This is a genomic window from Oleiagrimonas sp. MCCC 1A03011, from assembly GCF_003267965.1.
GTDB lineage: Bacteria > Pseudomonadota > Gammaproteobacteria > Xanthomonadales > Rhodanobacteraceae > Oleiagrimonas > Oleiagrimonas citrea.
In genome coordinates, this window is sequence record NZ_MSPY01000009.1 from 1 (window position 1) to 17858 (window position 17858).

10 protein-coding genes and 1 tRNA gene are annotated in these 17858 nt (G+C 64.9%); 3 read left to right on the top strand and 8 right to left on the bottom strand.

Features of this window, described 5'->3' with window-relative positions; all coding sequences use genetic code 11:
- Positions 1-181 precede the first annotated feature (181 nt).
- Positions 182-1402, bottom strand: a complete 1221-nt coding sequence (locus BTJ49_RS14035; RefSeq protein ID WP_113066054.1) for an integrase arm-type DNA-binding domain-containing protein — start codon at positions 1400-1402, stop codon at positions 182-184.
- A 177-nt stretch (positions 1403-1579) separates the two neighbouring features.
- Positions 1580-1656, bottom strand: a tRNA-Arg gene (locus BTJ49_RS14040).
- A 286-nt stretch (positions 1657-1942) separates the two neighbouring features.
- Between BTJ49_RS14040 and BTJ49_RS14045 the strand changes: the two genes are divergently transcribed.
- Together BTJ49_RS14045 and BTJ49_RS14050 are read left to right on the top strand one after the other, a co-directional pair.
- On the top strand, positions 1943-3463 hold the full coding sequence (locus BTJ49_RS14045; protein WP_168184758.1) for a diguanylate cyclase: 1521 nt from the start codon (positions 1943-1945) through the stop codon (positions 3461-3463).
- Positions 3460-4965: an avidin/streptavidin family protein gene (locus BTJ49_RS14050; protein ID WP_168184759.1), complete on the top strand. Its 1506-nt coding sequence runs from the start codon at positions 3460-3462 to the stop codon at positions 4963-4965. The genes BTJ49_RS14045 and BTJ49_RS14050 overlap by 4 nt, the downstream gene beginning before the upstream one ends.
- A 79-nt stretch (positions 4966-5044) precedes the next feature.
- Here BTJ49_RS14050 and BTJ49_RS14055 read toward each other — a convergent pair whose 3' ends face one another.
- The 6 genes from BTJ49_RS14055 to BTJ49_RS14080 all read right to left on the bottom strand — a co-directional run bounded on the left by BTJ49_RS14055 (position 5045) and on the right by BTJ49_RS14080 (position 15595).
- Positions 5045-6937: a M61 family peptidase gene (locus tag BTJ49_RS14055; RefSeq protein ID WP_240601849.1), complete on the bottom strand. Its 1893-nt coding sequence runs from the start codon at positions 6935-6937 to the stop codon at positions 5045-5047.
- 126 nt (positions 6938-7063) lie between these two features.
- Positions 7064-9007, bottom strand: coding sequence for a M61 family metallopeptidase (locus BTJ49_RS14060; RefSeq protein ID WP_113066058.1), 1944 nt, complete (start codon positions 9005-9007; stop codon positions 7064-7066).
- A 250-nt stretch (positions 9008-9257) separates the two neighbouring features.
- Positions 9258-10808, bottom strand: coding sequence for an amino acid permease (locus BTJ49_RS14065; RefSeq protein WP_113066059.1), 1551 nt, complete (start codon positions 10806-10808; stop codon positions 9258-9260).
- A gap of 375 nt (positions 10809-11183) precedes the next feature.
- Positions 11184-12437, bottom strand: a complete 1254-nt coding sequence (locus tag BTJ49_RS14070; RefSeq protein WP_113066060.1) for a sterol desaturase family protein — start codon at positions 12435-12437, stop codon at positions 11184-11186.
- A 1-nt stretch (position 12438) separates the two neighbouring features.
- On the bottom strand, positions 12439-13134 hold the full coding sequence (locus BTJ49_RS14075) for a lysoplasmalogenase (protein WP_113066061.1): 696 nt from the start codon (positions 13132-13134) through the stop codon (positions 12439-12441).
- A 7-nt stretch (positions 13135-13141) separates the two neighbouring features.
- On the bottom strand, positions 13142-15595 hold the full coding sequence (locus tag BTJ49_RS14080) for a TonB-dependent receptor (RefSeq protein WP_146742350.1): 2454 nt from the start codon (positions 15593-15595) through the stop codon (positions 13142-13144).
- Positions 15596-15832: 237 nt separating this feature from the next.
- On the opposite strand from BTJ49_RS14080, the gene BTJ49_RS14085 reads away from it, so the two are divergent.
- Positions 15833-17821, top strand: a complete 1989-nt coding sequence (locus BTJ49_RS14085; protein ID WP_113066063.1) for a bifunctional 2',3'-cyclic-nucleotide 2'-phosphodiesterase/3'-nucleotidase — start codon at positions 15833-15835, stop codon at positions 17819-17821.
- Positions 17822-17858 lie beyond the last annotated feature (37 nt).

A 17858-nucleotide genomic window follows, 5' to 3' on the forward strand; every position in this document is an offset into this window, starting at 1 on the left:
ACTGCTCGAACACTGGTCCAATGCTGTATAAATGCGTAGTACGCTAAAGCTGCTCAGGTGTCGGATGAACTCGCCTCACAGAAAGTGAGTCAGATTGTGAGTCACATCTCGACGACAAACCAAATCTATCCCAATAAAACAGCAATTTACCGACTCTTTTCGATTACTGGTGGACTCGGCTCTACCCAACGCTTGAAAGCCGTTGCGGAGCTTCACCCTTAGCAAGCCGTAGGTTATCCAGATATTCCGACCATGCTTGCATCATTTTCCGACGTGCAGGTAAATGCGTCGTCCGGTTGTAGGCCCTACCGTTGACATCCCGAACCGCGTGAGCCAACTGGTGTTCGATGTAATCAACCGGGAAGCCAAGCTCTTCATCGAGCACGGTTCTGGCCATTGCCCGAAAACCATGGCCTGTCATGGTGTCACTGTCGTATCCCATGTAACGCAGTGCGGCATTGATAGTGTTCTCGCTCATTGGGCGACGAATGCTGCGTACGCCAGGGAACACATATCTCCCGCGGCCAGTCAGGGAATGAAGATCACGCAGGATGGAAACGGCTTGCCTGGACAGGGGCACAACGTGCGGCTGCTTCATCTTCATCTTCTCTGCCGGGATATCCCAAACCGCTCCATTCAGGTCGATTTCTGACCACTCTGCATGCCGTAGCTCCCCTGGTCGCACAAAGACCAGGGGAGCTAGCTTGAGAGCAGCGATAGTTACAGGGGATCCCTGATAGCTATAGATCGTACGAAGCAACTCGCCGATCTTGGAAGGGAGGATGATGCTGGGGAAGTGCCTGGGCTGGCGGTGTTCGAGAGCACCGATGAGATCGGCGGCTGGATTACGCTCAGCGCGTCCGGTAGCGATGGCGTACCGAAAGACCTGTCCTGCCAATCCTCTTGCCCGGTGAGCCGACGACACGACGCCTCGCGCCTCCATCTTCCTCAGGGCCGAAAGCAGCAGCGGCGCGGTTACGTCCGCCACTGGCAGGCAGCCGATGCTGGCAAGGTCCTTTTCGACCAAACGGCGCGCGCGCGCGACACTGCCCGCACCCATGCCTTCTCGTTCGCGCTTGGCGACGAACTCCAAGGCTACGGCTGCAAAAGTGACTTCTGCTCGCTCCTGCAGGGCGGCACGTTCAGCTTTCGCAACATGTGCTGGATTGGTCCCGGCTTTCACCAGGGCGCGCGCCTTGTCGCGCTCGGCCCTTGCTTCGGCCAGTGACATGAGGGGGTACTCACCCAGACCCAGCATGCTGGGTTTGCCGGCGTGCCGATAGCGGTAGCGCCAAAGCTTCGCGCCGGTCGGGCGCACCTCGACGCACAAACCATTGGCATCGGCGACCCGATAGACTTTTTCGCGCGGCTTCATCGCGCGTACTTTGGCATCCGACAGCATGTGAGTAACGGCCCTGTGAGTAAACACCGAGGCATTGCTGCCCCGTACTCACCACTTTACTCACATCGATGCTGGATGCAACTGAACAGCCCTGGACAGCCTTGGACAGAAGAAGCGTTTGTATACTGGATTTCAGCGTCTTCCCTGGACTTCTTTGGACTTTCTCGGAAAGGAATGTGGCGCGCTCGGCGGGATTCGAACCCACGACCCCTGCCTTCGGAGGGCAGTACTCTATCCAGCTGAGCTACGAGCGCGTAGGCGCGCATTGTAGCCGAGGCGTGCGGCTGCGCCTACGCCCCCGGTGCGGGGCCTTCGCGAAACGGCGCCACTGTGCGGTTTTGGGTGATCCTGGATGCGACGTGGCGCCCGGCATCGACCTGGGTCTACAATCGTTCTTCGACGGAAGGGGATACCGTCGCCACGGATGCAATGTCAGTGGAAGGATCGAAGACGACACGGACGGACGGTTCGCGGATGCCGCGCCCGCCCTTGCAGCGAGCCGCAAGGTTCGCGATTACCTATGTAGTGCTCAGTGCGATCTTGATCGCAGGTTCCGATGCCCTGCTTCACGGCTGGATCACCGACCACGCGTTGCTGATGCAGGTACAGACATGGAAAGGCTGGTTCTTCGCACTGGCCACGGGTGCCTTGCTGTTCGGCTTGCTCTATCGCCTGTTCCGCCAGGACGCGGGCCTGCTGCAGCGCTACGCGGAGCAGCGCAGCGACGTACACATGCTCAACCAGTTCCGCGAGAGCGTGATCGACAACGCCAGCATCTGGATCAACGTGCTCGACTCCTCGGCCAAGGTAATGCTGTGGAACAAGGCGGCCGAGCAGATCAGCGGGTACAGCCGCGACGAGGTCGTCGGCCGCAGCGACATCTGGGAGCACCTCTACCCCGACAGCGATTACCGGCAGAGCGTGGTCGCCAAAGTCAACGAGATCCTGGCCAAGGGTGTCGAGGTGGAGAACCTGGAAACCCGCATCCGCTGTCGCGACGGGCAGCAGAAGATCATCGACTGGAGTTCTCGCCGGTTCTTCGACCAGAAGAAAGAACTCGGCTCCATCGCCATCGGCCGCGACGTCACCGAGCACAAGCAGATGCAGCAGATGCTGCGCGCCCGCGACCGTCAGCTGGCGATCCTGATGGCGAACGTGCCTGGCATGGTCTACCGTCGGCGCTGCAACACCGAATGGACGCTGCGCTTCGTGTCCAGCGGCTGTCTCGGACTGACCGGCTACGCGGCCGACGATCTGGTCGAGAACCGCAGCATGTCCTACGCCTCGCTGGTGCACCCGGAGGATCGTGAACGCGTGCAGCACGAGACCCATCATGCGCTGCGCGAAAATCAGGCGTTCGCCCTCGAATACCGCATCCGGCATCGCAACGGCCAGCATCGATGGGTCTGGGAGCAGGGCCGCGCCGTGCAGGCCGAAGACGGCCCGCACCTGGAAGGCATCATCGTCAACATCACCGACCGCAAGCGCATGGAACGGCAACTGGAACAGCTGGCGGTGCAGGACCCGCTGACCGGCCTGCGCAATCGCCGCGAGCTGGAAATGGCCCTGCAGGAAGCCGTCGAACGTGCCGAGCACGAACGCAAGCCGCTTTCCCTGCTGTGGATCGACATCGACGACTTCAAGCAGATCAACGACGTGCATGGCCATCTCGCCGGCGATGAAGTGCTGCGCCAGGTCAGCCGCATGATCCGCGACCACCTGCGCACCAACGACCTGGCCGCACGCTTCGGTGGCGACGAGATCGTCATGGTGCTCCCGGGCATGGACGCGGTAGCGGCCACCCGCATCGCCGAGACGCTGCAGCAAGCCATGCAGTCCATGCCTCTGAAGCTGCCGAGCGGCGAAGCGGTCGGGATCACCCTGAGCATCGGCGTGGCGGCGGTGCCCGAACATGTGGCCACCGCGGAGCAACTGGCCGAAGCGGCCGACCGTGCCATGTATCGCGCCAAGGAATGCGGCCGCAACCAGATCTGCAATGCGCTGCCATTTCCGCCACCGCCGCAGCACACCGCGCCCCACGAGACCCGGGAGCCCTCATGACCCGCCACGGCATGGACGCCGCACACGCCTTCATCACCGCGCTCGACGCCGGCGTCATCGCCAGACCGGACACGCCGCGCGTCCGCTTTCCGCTTCGGCGCGGAGCCATCACGGACAACGGCGCCACGCCCTGGACCTGCACGCTCGGCCTGGGCAACCCCGCGCAGCCGCTGCGCTTCATGCTCGACACTGGCACCCTGAACACCTGGGTGACGTCGAGCGCCTGCACCACGCATGCCTGCCGCGCACACCGCGCCTTCGACAGCGCGGCCTCAAGCACCTTTCGCGCCAGCGGCGATCCGCCCAAGTCCGTCGACTTCGGCCCCTGGGGCACGATGCAGGTCGAGCTGGGCTACGACGTCTGCCATCTGCAGCGCGACGTCGGCGGTCAGGTCCGCACTACGCCGCTCGACGAGCCGATCAGCTTCTACCTGGCCACCGACTACAACGGCGTGCAGTTCGCCATGCTGGACAGCGATGGCGGCCTGGCGATCCCGGCCGTGCCCTCGGCACAGCCGAGCGCCCTGCTTGAACAGCTCACCCGCCAGGGACTCATCGACCATGCCATCGCGACGTTCGACGTCGATCCGCTGCACGGTCGCGGACAGTGCACGATGGGCGCGATCGACCTGCATCGTTTCGATCCGGGCAGCCTCAACGTTCTGCCGGTGCAGCCACTGGAAGGCGATCTCGCCTACCTGTGGAACGTGCCGATGCAAGCGCTGCGCTGCGGCAGCGGCGTGGTGGCCGAGGACAGCGCGCTGGTGCTGGACACCGGCTCGTCGCGCTTCAAGGGGGGCGCAGCCGTGATCGCGCGCTTCCAGAACGCCATCACCGACGGCGGCAAGCGCCCGCTGACGGTGCATGACGCGACCGCGCTGGCCGCCTATCCGGACATCGAAGTCAAACTCAACGGGGTTGTCTACACCCTGACGCCGCCGCAGTATTTCCAGCGCCTCGGCGCGCACCGCTGGGAAGCCGGCGTGCATGTGCTGGAAGGCCTGCCGGACGAAATGCTCGTGGTCGGCTCGGTGTTCCTGGACTGGGTCTACAGCATTTTCTGGTATCAGCCGTCGGATGCCGGACCGTGCATCGTGGCGCTGGCCACGCCCCGCCGGCACACGTCTTCGCGCGTCACCGGCCTGTGGAGAAACGGTTTCGGTTCAACGCTGGAGATCGGCCCACTCGACGCCGACGGCTGCTTCCGTGGCCGCTACACGTCGAGCACCGGCGCCAGCGGCGATTATCCGGTGGTTGGCGTCGCCGACCCGCATCCGGACGGCGACAGCGTGGCCATCTCGTTCGCGGTCAGCTGGCGCAGCCTGGAAGGCAAACCGGACCCGTCCTGGCACTGGGTGTCGGGCTTCACCGGGCTGCTGCAGCACAAGGACGGCCAGGACCAGATCGCCACCACCTATCTGTTGCAGCAGAACGCCGACGCGCAGACGCCGGACTGGATGGCCACCGCGATCTACCCGTCGACCTTCACGCGCATCGGCTGACCGGACGCAAAAAAAAAAGACCCTCGCCGGTAACGGCGAGGGTCTTCGTCCATGCGCAAAGGCGTGCGACGCAATCGCTTTACTTGACCGCCTTCAGTGTGCGCTTGAGTGGTGTCAGCACCTGAGACAGGTAATCCGGACGACCCTTGATGCGCTCCAGACTCGGGTACTGCAGGCCGCCGTGATAGTTGATTTCGACGGTCTTGTACTCGTTGAAGTTCTTCACCAGGAGCTTGATCGGCGCCTTGCTGTCGGCCGCCTGCTTGACGGCGTTCTTCAGTCCTTCAGTGCTGAAGTCCTTGCCGTCGACCGCGACGATGGTCATGGCCGGCGACAGGCCCACCTTGAACGCCGGGCTGTCCCACAACACGTCGCGCATCTCGCCCTTGTTGTTGACGGCGATGCCCAGCGAGTAGGTCAGGTCAGCCATGTGGTAATGGCTTTCCAGTGCCTTCACCGCAGCGCTTTCCTCGTGGGTGTAGACGAGCTTCCAGCCCTCGGCCTCGAAGGCCTTGGACAGGTTCACGTGACCGGTCAGACGCTTGTTGAGGAAGGACTTCCAGTCGTACGGCGCGACCTTGTTCAGCGCGCTGACTATGTCGTCGAAGGTGTAGGTATTGATGTCCCATGCACCCGGGTCGACGCCAAAGAAGTCCCGCGCGAAGTTGTTGAGGTTGCGCTTGTTGCGGGTCAGATCGCGGATCTTCGCGTCCACCGCCATCCAGATCAGCTGACCGCCGGAGTAGTAGTCCTCGCTCATCTGGTAGCTGCGGTACGGCAGCGGCGCGCGCTGCGCGATGGTCGGATCGTTGGTGGTGTCGAGAATGTTGCGCCACTTCATGCCCGGCCGCCCGCGATCGTAACGCCCGCCGACGAAGGCCAGCATCTGCATGGCCTGCTTCTTGTCCCACAGACCCGAGCGCGCGGCCATCACGTAGCCGCTGTACTGGGTGAAGCCCTCGTAGACCCACAGACCATGATCGCGCTTGGGCACGTTGAAGTTCGGCGTCCACAGACGTGCCGGACGACGGTATTTGCCGTCCCACGAATGGTTGAACTCGTGCGCCAGCAGATCACGGCGCGCCCAGCTCTGCTTCCACTCGGTGAAATAGTTGGTCGAAGTGCCGTTCTCGCTGGAACGGTGGTGCTCCAGGCCGATACCGCTCATCTTCTTGCTCAGCGCGAGCAGGAAGTCGTAGTGGTTGAAGTGGAAGCTGCCGTACTGGCGCTTCATCTGCACCACCAGATTACGGTGCTTCTGGATGGCTTCCTTGCTCGCGTCCAGATCCTTCGGCTGGTCGGCGAACACGTTCAGGTGCACCGGCACCTTGCCGCCCGGGTTCAGATCGAAGCGCTTGTAGTACTTGCCGGCGAACATCGGCGAATCGACCAGGTTCTCGAAGTCGATCGGCTTGAACTCGATCTTGTTGCCCGACTGGCTGGCGGTTTCCAGCGCGGTGGCGAACTTGAAGCCCTCGGGCAGCGTGACGCCGGCCTTCACGGTGATGTCGCGGTTGAAGTAACCGGCCGGGTACAGCGCCACCGTGTTCCACTGCAGGTTCAGCATCTCCGGCGTCATCACCACGCGGCCCTGCCTGCGGTTCTGCGGCGACAGGTACTTGAACTGCACGTCCAGCGAGGACACGCCCTGCGGCACGTCGACGTGGAACGCGTAGACGTTGGCCGGGTCACGGGTCCACTCCAGCACCTTGCCGTTGGCCTTGATGACCAGACCGGCGAACTTGTCGATGGGGCCGGTCGGCGAGTGGTTGCCGGGAATCCAGGCCGGGTACAGCAGTGTGAACGGGCCGGAGCTGACCGGAATCGTCTCGCTGACATTGAAGATGCGGTGCGCCAGGTCGGTCGCGTCCACGTGCAGCTGGATCGTGCCCGGATAGGCGATGTCGCGCGGTGCCGGAATGGTGAATTCATTCGGCGTCGGCTGCGGGCCGGCGCTGGCGTGCGCGGGCAGACCGGTCAGACCGACGGTGGCCGCCAGCACGGCGGCGGCGATGAAACGGATTTTCACGAGAGAGCCTCCTGTGAATCGTCGTGGGTCGCCCGCGCCGGATGCATGGCGCGGGCGGCGGGGAAAGGGTTACTTGCGCGCCTTCAGGATCTTGTCGAGCCGATCCGGCGTGCCCTTGATGCGCTGCAGATGCGCGTAGCGCAGGCCGCCGTGGTAATCGATGGCGATCGTGCGGTACTGGTCGATGTTCTTGACCAGCAGCTTGATCGGCGCCTTGTCGGACTTGGCGGCGGTCACGGCGTGCTTGAGGGCATCGGTGTCGAAATCCTTGCCGTCGACGGCGACCACGGTCATGCCCGGCACCAGTCCTGCCTTGTAGGCCGGCCCGTTCCACTGCACATCGTAGACATGGCCGCTGCTGGAGACCGAGAAGCCGGCCGAATACGCCAGGTTCACGCCATGGCTGACCGCGGCCGTGGCCTTCTCCAGCCCCGACGGCTGGTCGGTGTAGACCAGCTTCCAGCCACCACGGGCAAGACCCGTCTCGGGCAGCTGATCGCCGGTGTAGTCCAGGCGCTTGCGCAGGAAGGTGTTCCAATCGTACGGCTGCACCTTGTTCAGCGTGTCGAGGACATCCTGATAGGTGTAGGTGCGCGTCACGTAGCTGCCGTTGTCCATGCCGTAGAACAGATGCGCGAAGTTATCCAGCGACTTGCGACCGTGGCTGAGCTCGCGGATCTTGGTGTCCACATCCAGCCACAGCAGCTGACCTTCCGGATAGAAGTCGGTGCGACGACGCCAGTTGCTCCAGCCGCTGGCGCCGGCGTAGGTCAGCGGCGCGGCATCGGCCGTGTCCTGCAGCGAGCGCCACGTGCGACCGGTACGGTGCGCCATCGCCGCTGCGATGCCGGCGATCGAGTCGTGGTACTGCTGCGTCGTCCACAGACCCGAACGCGTGGTCAGCACACCGGCCCAGTAGTCGGTCAGCCCCTCGTACACCCACAGCAGGTCGTCACGCTTGACCATGTTGAAGTTCGGCGTCCACAGATCGTACGGACGACGGAACTTGCCGTTCCACGAATGCACCCACTCGTGCGGCATCAGGGTCGCCACACGCAGGTACATCGCTTTGCTGGTCAGGTAGTTGCTCGGCAGACGGTCGTCGCTGGACTGGTGATGCTCCAGCCCGAAATGATCGACATGGTCGGACAGCGTCAGCAGGAAGTTGTAGTGGTCGTAGTGATGGCTGCCGAACAACGCCAGGATCTGCGTGACCAGATTGCGGTGATCGTCGATCTGCTTCTTGCTGATCTTCACACTGTCGGCCGTGTCGCCGACGATGTTCAGGTGCACCGGCACCTTCGCGCCCGGCGCCAGGTCCACGCGGGTGAAATACTTGCCGGCGATCAGCGGCGAATCGACGAAGTTGTTGAAGCTGACCGGCTTGAACGCCACCTCGTTGCCGGACCGATGGTCCACCCGCAGCGCACTGGCGAACTTCCAGCCCGTCGGTAGCTCCACGGTGGGCTGGATCATCACCTGCCGCGAATAGTAGCCGGCCGGGTAGAACGCCACCTGGTTGAATTCGATGTCCGCCAGCTCGTTGCTGGTCGAAGGACCCGCGCCGAACAGGCCGCCGTCGCCCGGCGACAGGAACTGGAAACTGAGATCCAGTGCTTTCGCGCCCTCGGGCACCTTCAGATGCAGGGTGTACATGTCGGCCAGATCGCGGCGCCAGTGCAGCTGCTTGCCGTTGGCCTTGATGATGAGACCGGCGATGTTGTTGATCGGCCCCGTGGGTGCATGCTCGCCCGGAATCCACTTCGGGTAGTACAGGGTGAAGTCCCCGGCCTTCGCGACCGGGATCGTCTCACGCACGTCGAAGATGCGCTCCGGCGCGCGGGTCATGTCCACGTGCACGCGCAGCGTGCCGCCCGGGTAGGGATGATCGCTGGGATGCTTGTGATGCAACGGTGCAGCAACGGGCGACTCGGCACGAAGGACCGGCGCCGCGAGCAGCGCGGCCGAAACGGCCAGCGCGGCAAGAAGCGGACGGAACGATACGGATGACATACGGACTCCAGGAAGACAGCCATGCAGACGCGTGAACCGCGCTGCCGGACGGAAACTGCGAAACGTGCCCTCGCGCGACGTGCGCAGGCGATGGGCGATTCCACCATCCTAGATCACACACGCGGCCGGCCCCGCATGCCAAAGGTCATGCAGCCGGCGAATCCGGAGGCCCGAAAACGGCGGACCCAAACGAAAACGCCCGCTGCCGCACGAAGCGACAGCGGGCGCGAAACACGCAGTTTCCCGGGACTTACTTGCCCTGGTTCTGCTCTTCGACCTTGCTGTGACGCATGCCGTAGGCCAGGTAAATCACCAGGCCGATCGCCATCCAGATCACGAAACGCCAGATCGTGACGATGTCCAGACCGCCGATCGGGTGGTACTCGCCGTTTTCGAACCACGGCCAGCCGATGATCAGGAACAGCGAGAAGACCACGCCCAGCGGTGCCAGCAGCCAAAGCGCGGGCGTACGGAAGCGCCGCTCCAGATCGGGCCGGCGAACACGCAGGATCAACACCGAGGAACAGATCAGAATGAACGCCGACAACGTGCCGATGTTGACCAGCTCGGCCAGCTCGCGGATCGGCAGGAAGCCGGCCGCCAGCGCGGTGAAGACGCCCAGCACCATGGTCGGACGATACGGCGTGCCGTACTTCGGATGGCTCTTGGCGAACCAGCCCGGCAGCAGACCGTCACGCGACAGCGCGAACCAGATGCGCGCTGCGCCCAGCATGAAGGCGAACACCACGCTGGCGATGCCGCAGACCGCGGCGATGTCGATGATGGCGCTGATCCAGTGCAGGTCACGCGCCGCGAACACCGCACTCACCGGCGCCTGGCTGGCCAGGATCATCTCGCTGCAGTGGCCGGCGGCCTGGCTCGGATCGACGCAGCCGTTGTACGGCACCATGCCGGTCAGCACCAGCGAGATGGCCAGATACATCAGCATCGAGATACCCAGCGAGGCGACCACCGCCAGCGGCAGATCGCGTTGCGGATTCTTGGCTTCCTCGGCGGCCGTGGTCAGGGTGTCATAGCCGAATACCGCGAAGAACACGATGCTGGCCGCCGCCAGCACGCCGTTCCAGCCGTAGCGGGAACCGCCGCTGGCCGCCGCGTCATGCACTTCCGGCGGAATGAACGGAGTCCAGTTCGAGGTGTGCACGTAGAAGGCGCCGGCGACAATGACGATGGCCACGCCGATCACCTTCATGGTCACCACAATGGTGTTCAGGCGCGCACCGATCTCGGTACGCATGATCTGGATCCAGGCCATGCCCAGCGCCACGGCCACGGCGATGATGTTCACCACCCGGCCGCTGTCCGGATGCGCCGGATCGTAGGCACCCTGCAGCCAGATCGGCAGATGCAGACCGGTCAGGTCGGCGATCAGTGACTGGAAGTAGTTCGACGTACCCGCCGCGACCACGCCCACGATCAGCGCGTACTCGACCAGCAGGTCCCAGCCGATGATCCAGGCGGGCAACTCGCCCAGCACGGCGTAGCCGTAGGTGTAGGCACTGCCCGTGACCGGAATCATGCCGGCGAATTCGGCGTAGGACAGCGCCGCGCAGGCGCTGCCGATGCCAGCCACCAGGAAGCTGATGACCACGGCCGGACCGGCATTGAGCGCGGCCTCGTGCGGCGCCAGCACGAATACACCCACGCCGACGATGGCGCCGATGCCGATGGCGGTCAGCTGCCACACGCCCATGGTGCGGCGGAAATCGGTGCTGGCACCGGCGTCGGATTGCAACTGTTCGACAGATTTGCGTCGGATCAGTTTGGACCAGAATCCCATGCATTACCCCTTGGAGTGAGATGGATGTGGATACGGAATGTGATGTAGCGGGCCTTCGGCCTCACGCCACGCGGAACCACGGTGCCTTGTCGCGCCCTCGGCGCATTCCCCAGTGCGCAAATGTGCCCTCGCCGTGCCCGACACTGCGCGTCGCGGCACCGCTACATGACTCGGACCGAGCCGGCACCGCACTCGATCCGAAGAGGGTTGCACACCCATTGTTCACGCAACGCGACCCAACATGTCTTTCAGGCCGCTTTTGTTGCACAACAGTGCACAAACATACCAGAAAGAAATTCCGCTTGCTGAGCGGAAGAACCAGAAACCAGTCGTCTAACGTCCAGAAAAACCGCCGAAAAAGCTGCGAACGGCCGTCTACACCGCCGATAGGGACGAGGTGCTTCGGCCACGATGCACCCACCAGAGCAAGCAGACGCTGACCCCGGCCAAAACCAGCACGCCGCCGCGCGCCCAAGCGGGCAGCGACGCACCGAACCAGCTGGCCGATATCAACGCCAGCACCGCACTGCCCACCAGCCGCGCGCCTTCCAGACCACGCGCCCAGGCGCGCCCTTCCAGCACCCCGCCCAGCAACATCAACGACAACGCCATGTAGGCAAAATATGCCAGCAGCGTCGGTGTGCTCAGCTGCGCCTGCGTCATCAGGAACTGCAGCGCCATGCCCAGCAACAACAGGAATTGCAGCGCACCGTAGACCTTCAACGCCGCGGACATCGGTGGATCGTAGATCGGCCGTCCCAGCGCGAACGCCGGCTTCGGATACCGCGCCGCGACATCGGCCGGTCGCCAACCCGGCCGGCGCAGCCAGACCTGCAGCCGGTCGCGCCAACGGCGCGCATGCACGGCATCGAGCCACGTCGCCCAGTACACCTCGGCGTTGGCCCACAGCGGATTCCAGCTGCGCAGCGGTGAACGCGTGCCGTACTGCGGCGGATCGTCGGCCCGCTCCGGCTGGAAAGTGCCGAACAGACGGTCCCACAGAATCAGGATGCCGCCGTAATTACGGTCCACGTAGCGGTCGTTGACGGCGTGATGCACGCGATGATTCGACGGCGAGGCGAACACGTAGTCGAACCAGCCCAGCCGGCCGATCTCCTCGGTGTGAATCCAGTACTGGTACAGCAGATCGATCAGCGCCACCACGGCGAACACTTCCACCGGCACGCCCAGTACCGCCAGCGGCAGATAGAACAGCCAACCGAACAGCGCACCGCTGCTGGTCTGACGCAGCGCGGTGCTGAGGTTGTAGCACTCGCTTTGATGATGCACCACGTGCGCGGCCCACAGCACGTTGACCTCATGCCCCATGCGGTGCAGCCAGTAGTAGCAGAAGTCGTAGCCCAGCAATGCACCGGCCCACACCCATACGCTGTCAGCGGGCAGCTCGAACAACGCCAGGCGCGTCGCGCACCAGGCGTAGATGCCGATGGTCAGCGTCTTGGTGAACACGCCGGTCAGCTGCGAGAGGATGCCCAACCCGATGCTGTTGATGGCATCGTTGAGGCGATAGCGTTTGTGTCCGCGCCAGGCGGCCACGGCCACTTCGACCGCCATCAGCAGGAAGAAGCCGGGAATCGCATACAGCATGATGACGGCGGCGGTATTCATGTCAGCCCTCCACGCCGCGCATGTCCGCCGACGCAACGGACGGCAGACGCACCGAATGCGCGATGCAGGCGATAGCGGCGTAGTAGGTGCCGAGAATCCACAACGACGCCAGCGGCAACGGGGCGTGAAAGCGATCCCATGCCAACAGTGTATCGCTGAGCAGGAACAGCGCCGCACCAGCGGCGGCGAAGCGCGCACCGCGAGCCTTCGCACCCTGCCCACGCCAGCGCCACGCCCGCCCGATCGCCTGCCCCGCCATGACGCCGATCACGGCAACGTAGGCCGACACCGGCGCGCGCAGCGTCGAAGGCAGATCCGGCCACAACGCGGCGACGACCGTCGCGCCGAGCGCCAGACAGAGCAGCGTCGCCGGCCACCATGCCGGCCGCCGCACGCCCTGCGCGAAGGCGACCAGGAACGTCAGATGCGCGATCAGGAAACAACCCAGTCCGGGCAGGAAAGCGTTCCAGGGCGGCAGCAGGCAGATGTCGCCAAGCAGACACCACGCCAACCCGACGACGATCGCTGTGCGGTAGCACGACGACAGCGCCGTCGACACCGACCACGCGCCGACCAGGATCAGCAACGTGGCCAGCGGCTTGGCGGCCTGGTACAGCCACAGGCCGCGCTCGCCCAGCAGTGCGCCGACGATCGCCGCGGCGACCGCCGGCACGATCAGCCATCGTCCTCGCGCCATCACCGGCTCAGAAGCGGCCGGACAGGCTGATGCCGTACGTCCGCGGCGCACCCGGAATGTACGTCGGCAGCCCGAACGTCGCGCCGGTGTTGCCGGCGTCGAGCAGATATTTCTCGCCGGTCAGGTTGCGACCCCATACGCCCACGTCCCAGGCACCGTGATCGAAGGTCATGCCCAGACGCAGGTTCAGCAGACCGTAGGCCTTCTGGTAGTAATCGGGATTGTTGTCGTCCTCGAAGTAGACCGCCGACTTCCAGTTGTAGCTCGGACGCACGTAGAACCCACGACCGCCGTCCATCGGGATGTCCCACAGCAGGGCCAGCGAGGCCGAGTTGTCCGGTGTCAGGCGCAACCGGTTGCCGGCCCACTGCTGCGGATTGCCGTTCTTGTCGGTGTTGGCGAAGCGCGCGTGGATGTAGTTGTAGTTGAACAGCAGGCTGGCGTGGTCGCTGAGCTTGCCCTGCAGCGACATCTCCAGACCGTGCGCGTTGGCCCGCCCGGCATTGCGCACGATGTAGCGCGCGTCCTGGTAGATCGTGCTCTGGAAGTCGCTGTAGCGGTAGCGGTACAACGCCACGTCGTAGAGGAAGCGCCCGTTCGCCGCATCGCCCTTCACGCCGACTTCGGCGCTGAGCAGAATCTCCGGCGGCAGGGTCTCGCTACCGTCGGCGCTGACCTGGATCACGTTCGGCTTGCGGCCGCGCGCGACGCTGGCGTAGGCATTGACGTGATCGCTGACCCGCCACGCACCGACCAGTCGCCCGACCACGCTGGTGAAGGTGCCCTGGCCGGTCTTCTTGCCGTTGGTGGGCGCGAACAGATCGTTCGGCGTCACCGGCATGAAGCCGTTGTTGAGGCCGAGGAAGCCCAGCGTGCCCGGCACCGGCGTGTTGTAGACCTGGTAGCCGGAGCGAATGCGCTCGCGCGAGACGCGCACGCCGGCGGTCAGGTCGAAGCGGTCGGTGACGTGCCAGGTGCCATCAGCGAACGCATCCAGCGCGCGTGTGTTGCTGCTGTCGGCATAGCCCTCGCTCATGTCGGTGTTGAACGGCACCGGCATGCTGTACAGCAGCGAAGCCACCGGGTTGATCGACGGATACGCCGCCAGCTGCTGGTTCAGCAACTGCTGCACGTAGGGCACCGGCAGGTCCGTCGGCTGCCCCAGCAGCGCGCCCGGCACGTAGCCGGACGGGAAGAAGCGCGACAGGCCGTTGACGATGACATACGGGAAGAACTGGCTCTCGTCGAAGTGGATAGTGACGTGTTCCAGCGCGTCGTCCTGGAAGTAGCTCAGGCCGCCGAACGCGGTCAGCGCCCCGCCGGCGTCGTAGTTGAAGCGGAATTCCTGGCTGAACTGGTGCGAGCGCACGTGCGTGTTGATCTCGACCAGATTGAACGGCGAACCGTCGGCGTCCAGCTTCTCGGCCGAATCCACGTGGCGGTAGCCGGTGATGCTGGTCAGGCGCCAATCGTCGTTGAGGCGGAAGTCGCCGAGCATGGTCAGGCCACCGAGCCGGCGGTCGATGCCCAGCTGCTTGCCGCGGTTGAGATCGGCCGGACCCCACACGTCGGTCGAACCGTAACGGTTCGGGATCAGGCGGCTGTGGAAATCGGTGCCGGGCGGCGTATCGCGCTGGACGTTGCCGATCAGCGTGATGCTGCTGTCGTCGCCCACTTTGAACAGCAGACTCGGCCGCACCGCGATGGTGTTCTGACCGTTCAACCGGCCACCGCTGAGGTTCTCGTAATAGCCTTCGTGCGAGGCGCTGTAGACCGCCAGGCGACCGTAGACCCGGTCGCTCAGCGGCACGTTGGCGAAGCCGCTGAACCGCATCGCCTGGTAGTTGCCGATGCTCAGATCGTAACCGGCCCGGGTCGCGTCGACCGGCTTGTTCTCGATCAGCGAGATCGCGCCGCTCTCCGCGCCGCGGCCGAACAGCGTGCCCTGCGGACCGCGCAGCACCTCGATGCGCTGCATGTCGAACATCGCCACGTTGGAGCCCTGCAGGCGGCTGATGTCGACGCCGTCCTGGAAGATCGACACGCGCGAGGTCTGCGTCGCGGCGGTGTCGTCCGAGGTCAGGCCGCGGATCTGGTAGCCAGGCGTGTTCGGACTCTGCAGCTCGGCGTTGAAGCCGGGCACGTAGTCGCTGAGATCCTGCGCGTTCTGGATGTTCATGTCCTTGAGGAACGTGCCCGAGTACGCCGACATCGCGATCGGCACGTCGGTGACCTGCTGCTCGCGCTTCTGCGCGGTGACGGTGATGCTGTGCAGGTTCACCGCCTGCGGCGCCTCCGAGGCAGACGCGGCCGAAGCCGGGCCGTTGTCCGTGGCCTGCGGCGCCGGCGCGTGGCCCGCCAAGGCAGCGCCCGTTGGCACCAGCAGCGCCAGTCCCACCGCCACTGCCAGCGCGCGACGCACCATCCGTGACGCCTGCGCGCCGGAATGCGAATGCCTCATCGAATGTCCTCCCCAAGATGGAAACGCGCCGCCGGCGGACCGTGGCCACCGACGTCGGATAGCGATGCGCTCCCCCCGGAACGCACCATGTATCGATCATAACCAAAGCGCATACGCGGTGAAACGATCGTTTGTTCCGCGCGGACCGCTCGCGGGCGGCCGCCTTCCGCGCCGTGACTTGCGAGCGAAACATTCCGATGCTGTGATGGACGACCTCCTGTCGACTTCCGCCCCGTCATGTCCCTGCGCCGCCCCTTTCTTTCCTGGCTGAGCCTGCTGACCGGCCTGTGCCTCGCCACCGCCGCGTTCGCCGCCACCGTGCCCGCCGGCACCACCGCACGCGTGACGCTGCTGGAAACCACCGACCTGCACAGCCACATCCTGAGCTACGACTATTACAAGCTGACGGCGGACCCGCATGTCGGTCTGGAGCGCACCGCGACGCTGATCCGCCGCGCCCGCGCGAAGTATCCGAACACGCTACTGTTCGACGACGGCGACACCATCCAGGGCTCGGTGCTGGCCGATTACCAGGCGCTGGCGCATCCGGTGCCGTGCGACCGTGAACTGGCGATCTACCGCGCCATGGACACACTCGGCTACGCCGCCGGCACCATCGGCAACCACGAGTTCAACTACGGCCTGCCATTCCTGGCCCAGGTCACCGACCAGCGCATGCACGTGACCGGCGTAAAGAACCGCCGCTGCGCCGGCCCGCACTTCCCGCTGGTGCTGTCCAACGTGTTCAGCACCGAGAACGGCCAGCCGATCTACCGCCCATGGCGCGTGATCGAGAAGACCGTCACCGCCACCACGCCCGACGGCCAGACCGTTCGCGTGCCGCTGCGCATCGGCGTGCTGGGCTTCGCGCCGCCGCCGATCATGCAGTGGGACAAGCGTCACCTGAAAGGCAATGTCACGGTGATGGGCGTGGTCGACGCCGCGCGCAAGTACCTGCCGCAACTGCAAGCACAGCATCCCGACCTGATCGTCGCCCTGGTCCACGGCGGCCTCGACGACAGTCCGTACACACCGAAGATGGAGAACGCCGGCTGGTACCTGGCCAAGGACGTGCCGGCCATCGACGCCCTGCTGCTCGGCCATCAGCACCAAGCCTTCCCCGGCCCGCACTTCAAGGGCATGCCCGGCGTCGACGCCGAACGCGGCACCGTGCATGGCATGCCGGCGGTGATGGGCGGTTTCTTCGGCAAGGACCTCGGCGTGATCCACCTGAAGCTGGTGCGCAAGGACGGCCGCTGGGTGTCCGACCGCGCCGCCGCACGCAGCCAGGTGCTGCCGATCTGCGCCGGCAAGACCGACTGCGTCCCCACCGACCCGCACATCGCTCCGCGCGTGGCCGCAGTGCAGAAGGCCACGGTGGCCTACGTCAACACGCCCATCGGTCACACCGACTTCCGCATGACCAGCGTGTTCGCCGACCTCGGCAACGTCAGCGCGCTGAGCATCGTCAACGCCGCGCAGCGCGACTACGTGAAGCACTGGATCGCCGAGAACCGCCCGGACCTGAAAGGCGTGCCCGTGCTGTCCGCCGCCGCCGCCTTCCGCACCGGCTTCGGCGGTCCGGACGACTACACCGACGTGCCGCCGGGCGCGCTGACCCTGCGCAGCGCGGCCGATCTGTACTACTACCCGAACACCCTGGCCGCGGTGCGCGTCGACGGCGCCGGCCTGAAAGCCTGGCTGGAGCATGCCGCCCAGCGCTTCCGGCGCATCGACCCGAGCCAGAGCAAGCCGCAGGCGCTCATCAATCCGAACTACACCGGCTACAACTTCGACCAGATCCAAGGCGGCGTACACTACCGGATCGACGTCAGCCAGCCGGTCGGCCAGCGTATCCGCGACCTGACCTTCAACGGCAAGCCGGTGCGCGCCGACCAGACCTTCATCGTCGCCACCAACAACTACCGCGCCAGCGGCGGCGGCCACTTCCCCGGCCTGGACGGCCACGCCACCGTGCTTGACGCGCCTGACGCCAACCGCGAAATCCTGGTGCAGTGGATTCGCGCCCATCCGCACGTCACCCGCGCCGACTTCGGCCCGCGCCCGTGGCAGTTCGTGCCGCTGAAGACGAAGGGCCCGGTGACGATCATCGCTCCGACCGACGCGCTGAACGTCACCCGCGGCGACCACGTCGGCGCCGTGCGCAAACTGCACGACGATGGCAACGGCCTGGCCACCTACGCCATCGACCTCAGCAAAAAGTAGGACTGATCCGGCGACAGGAACCTCGTCTGGACCGCAC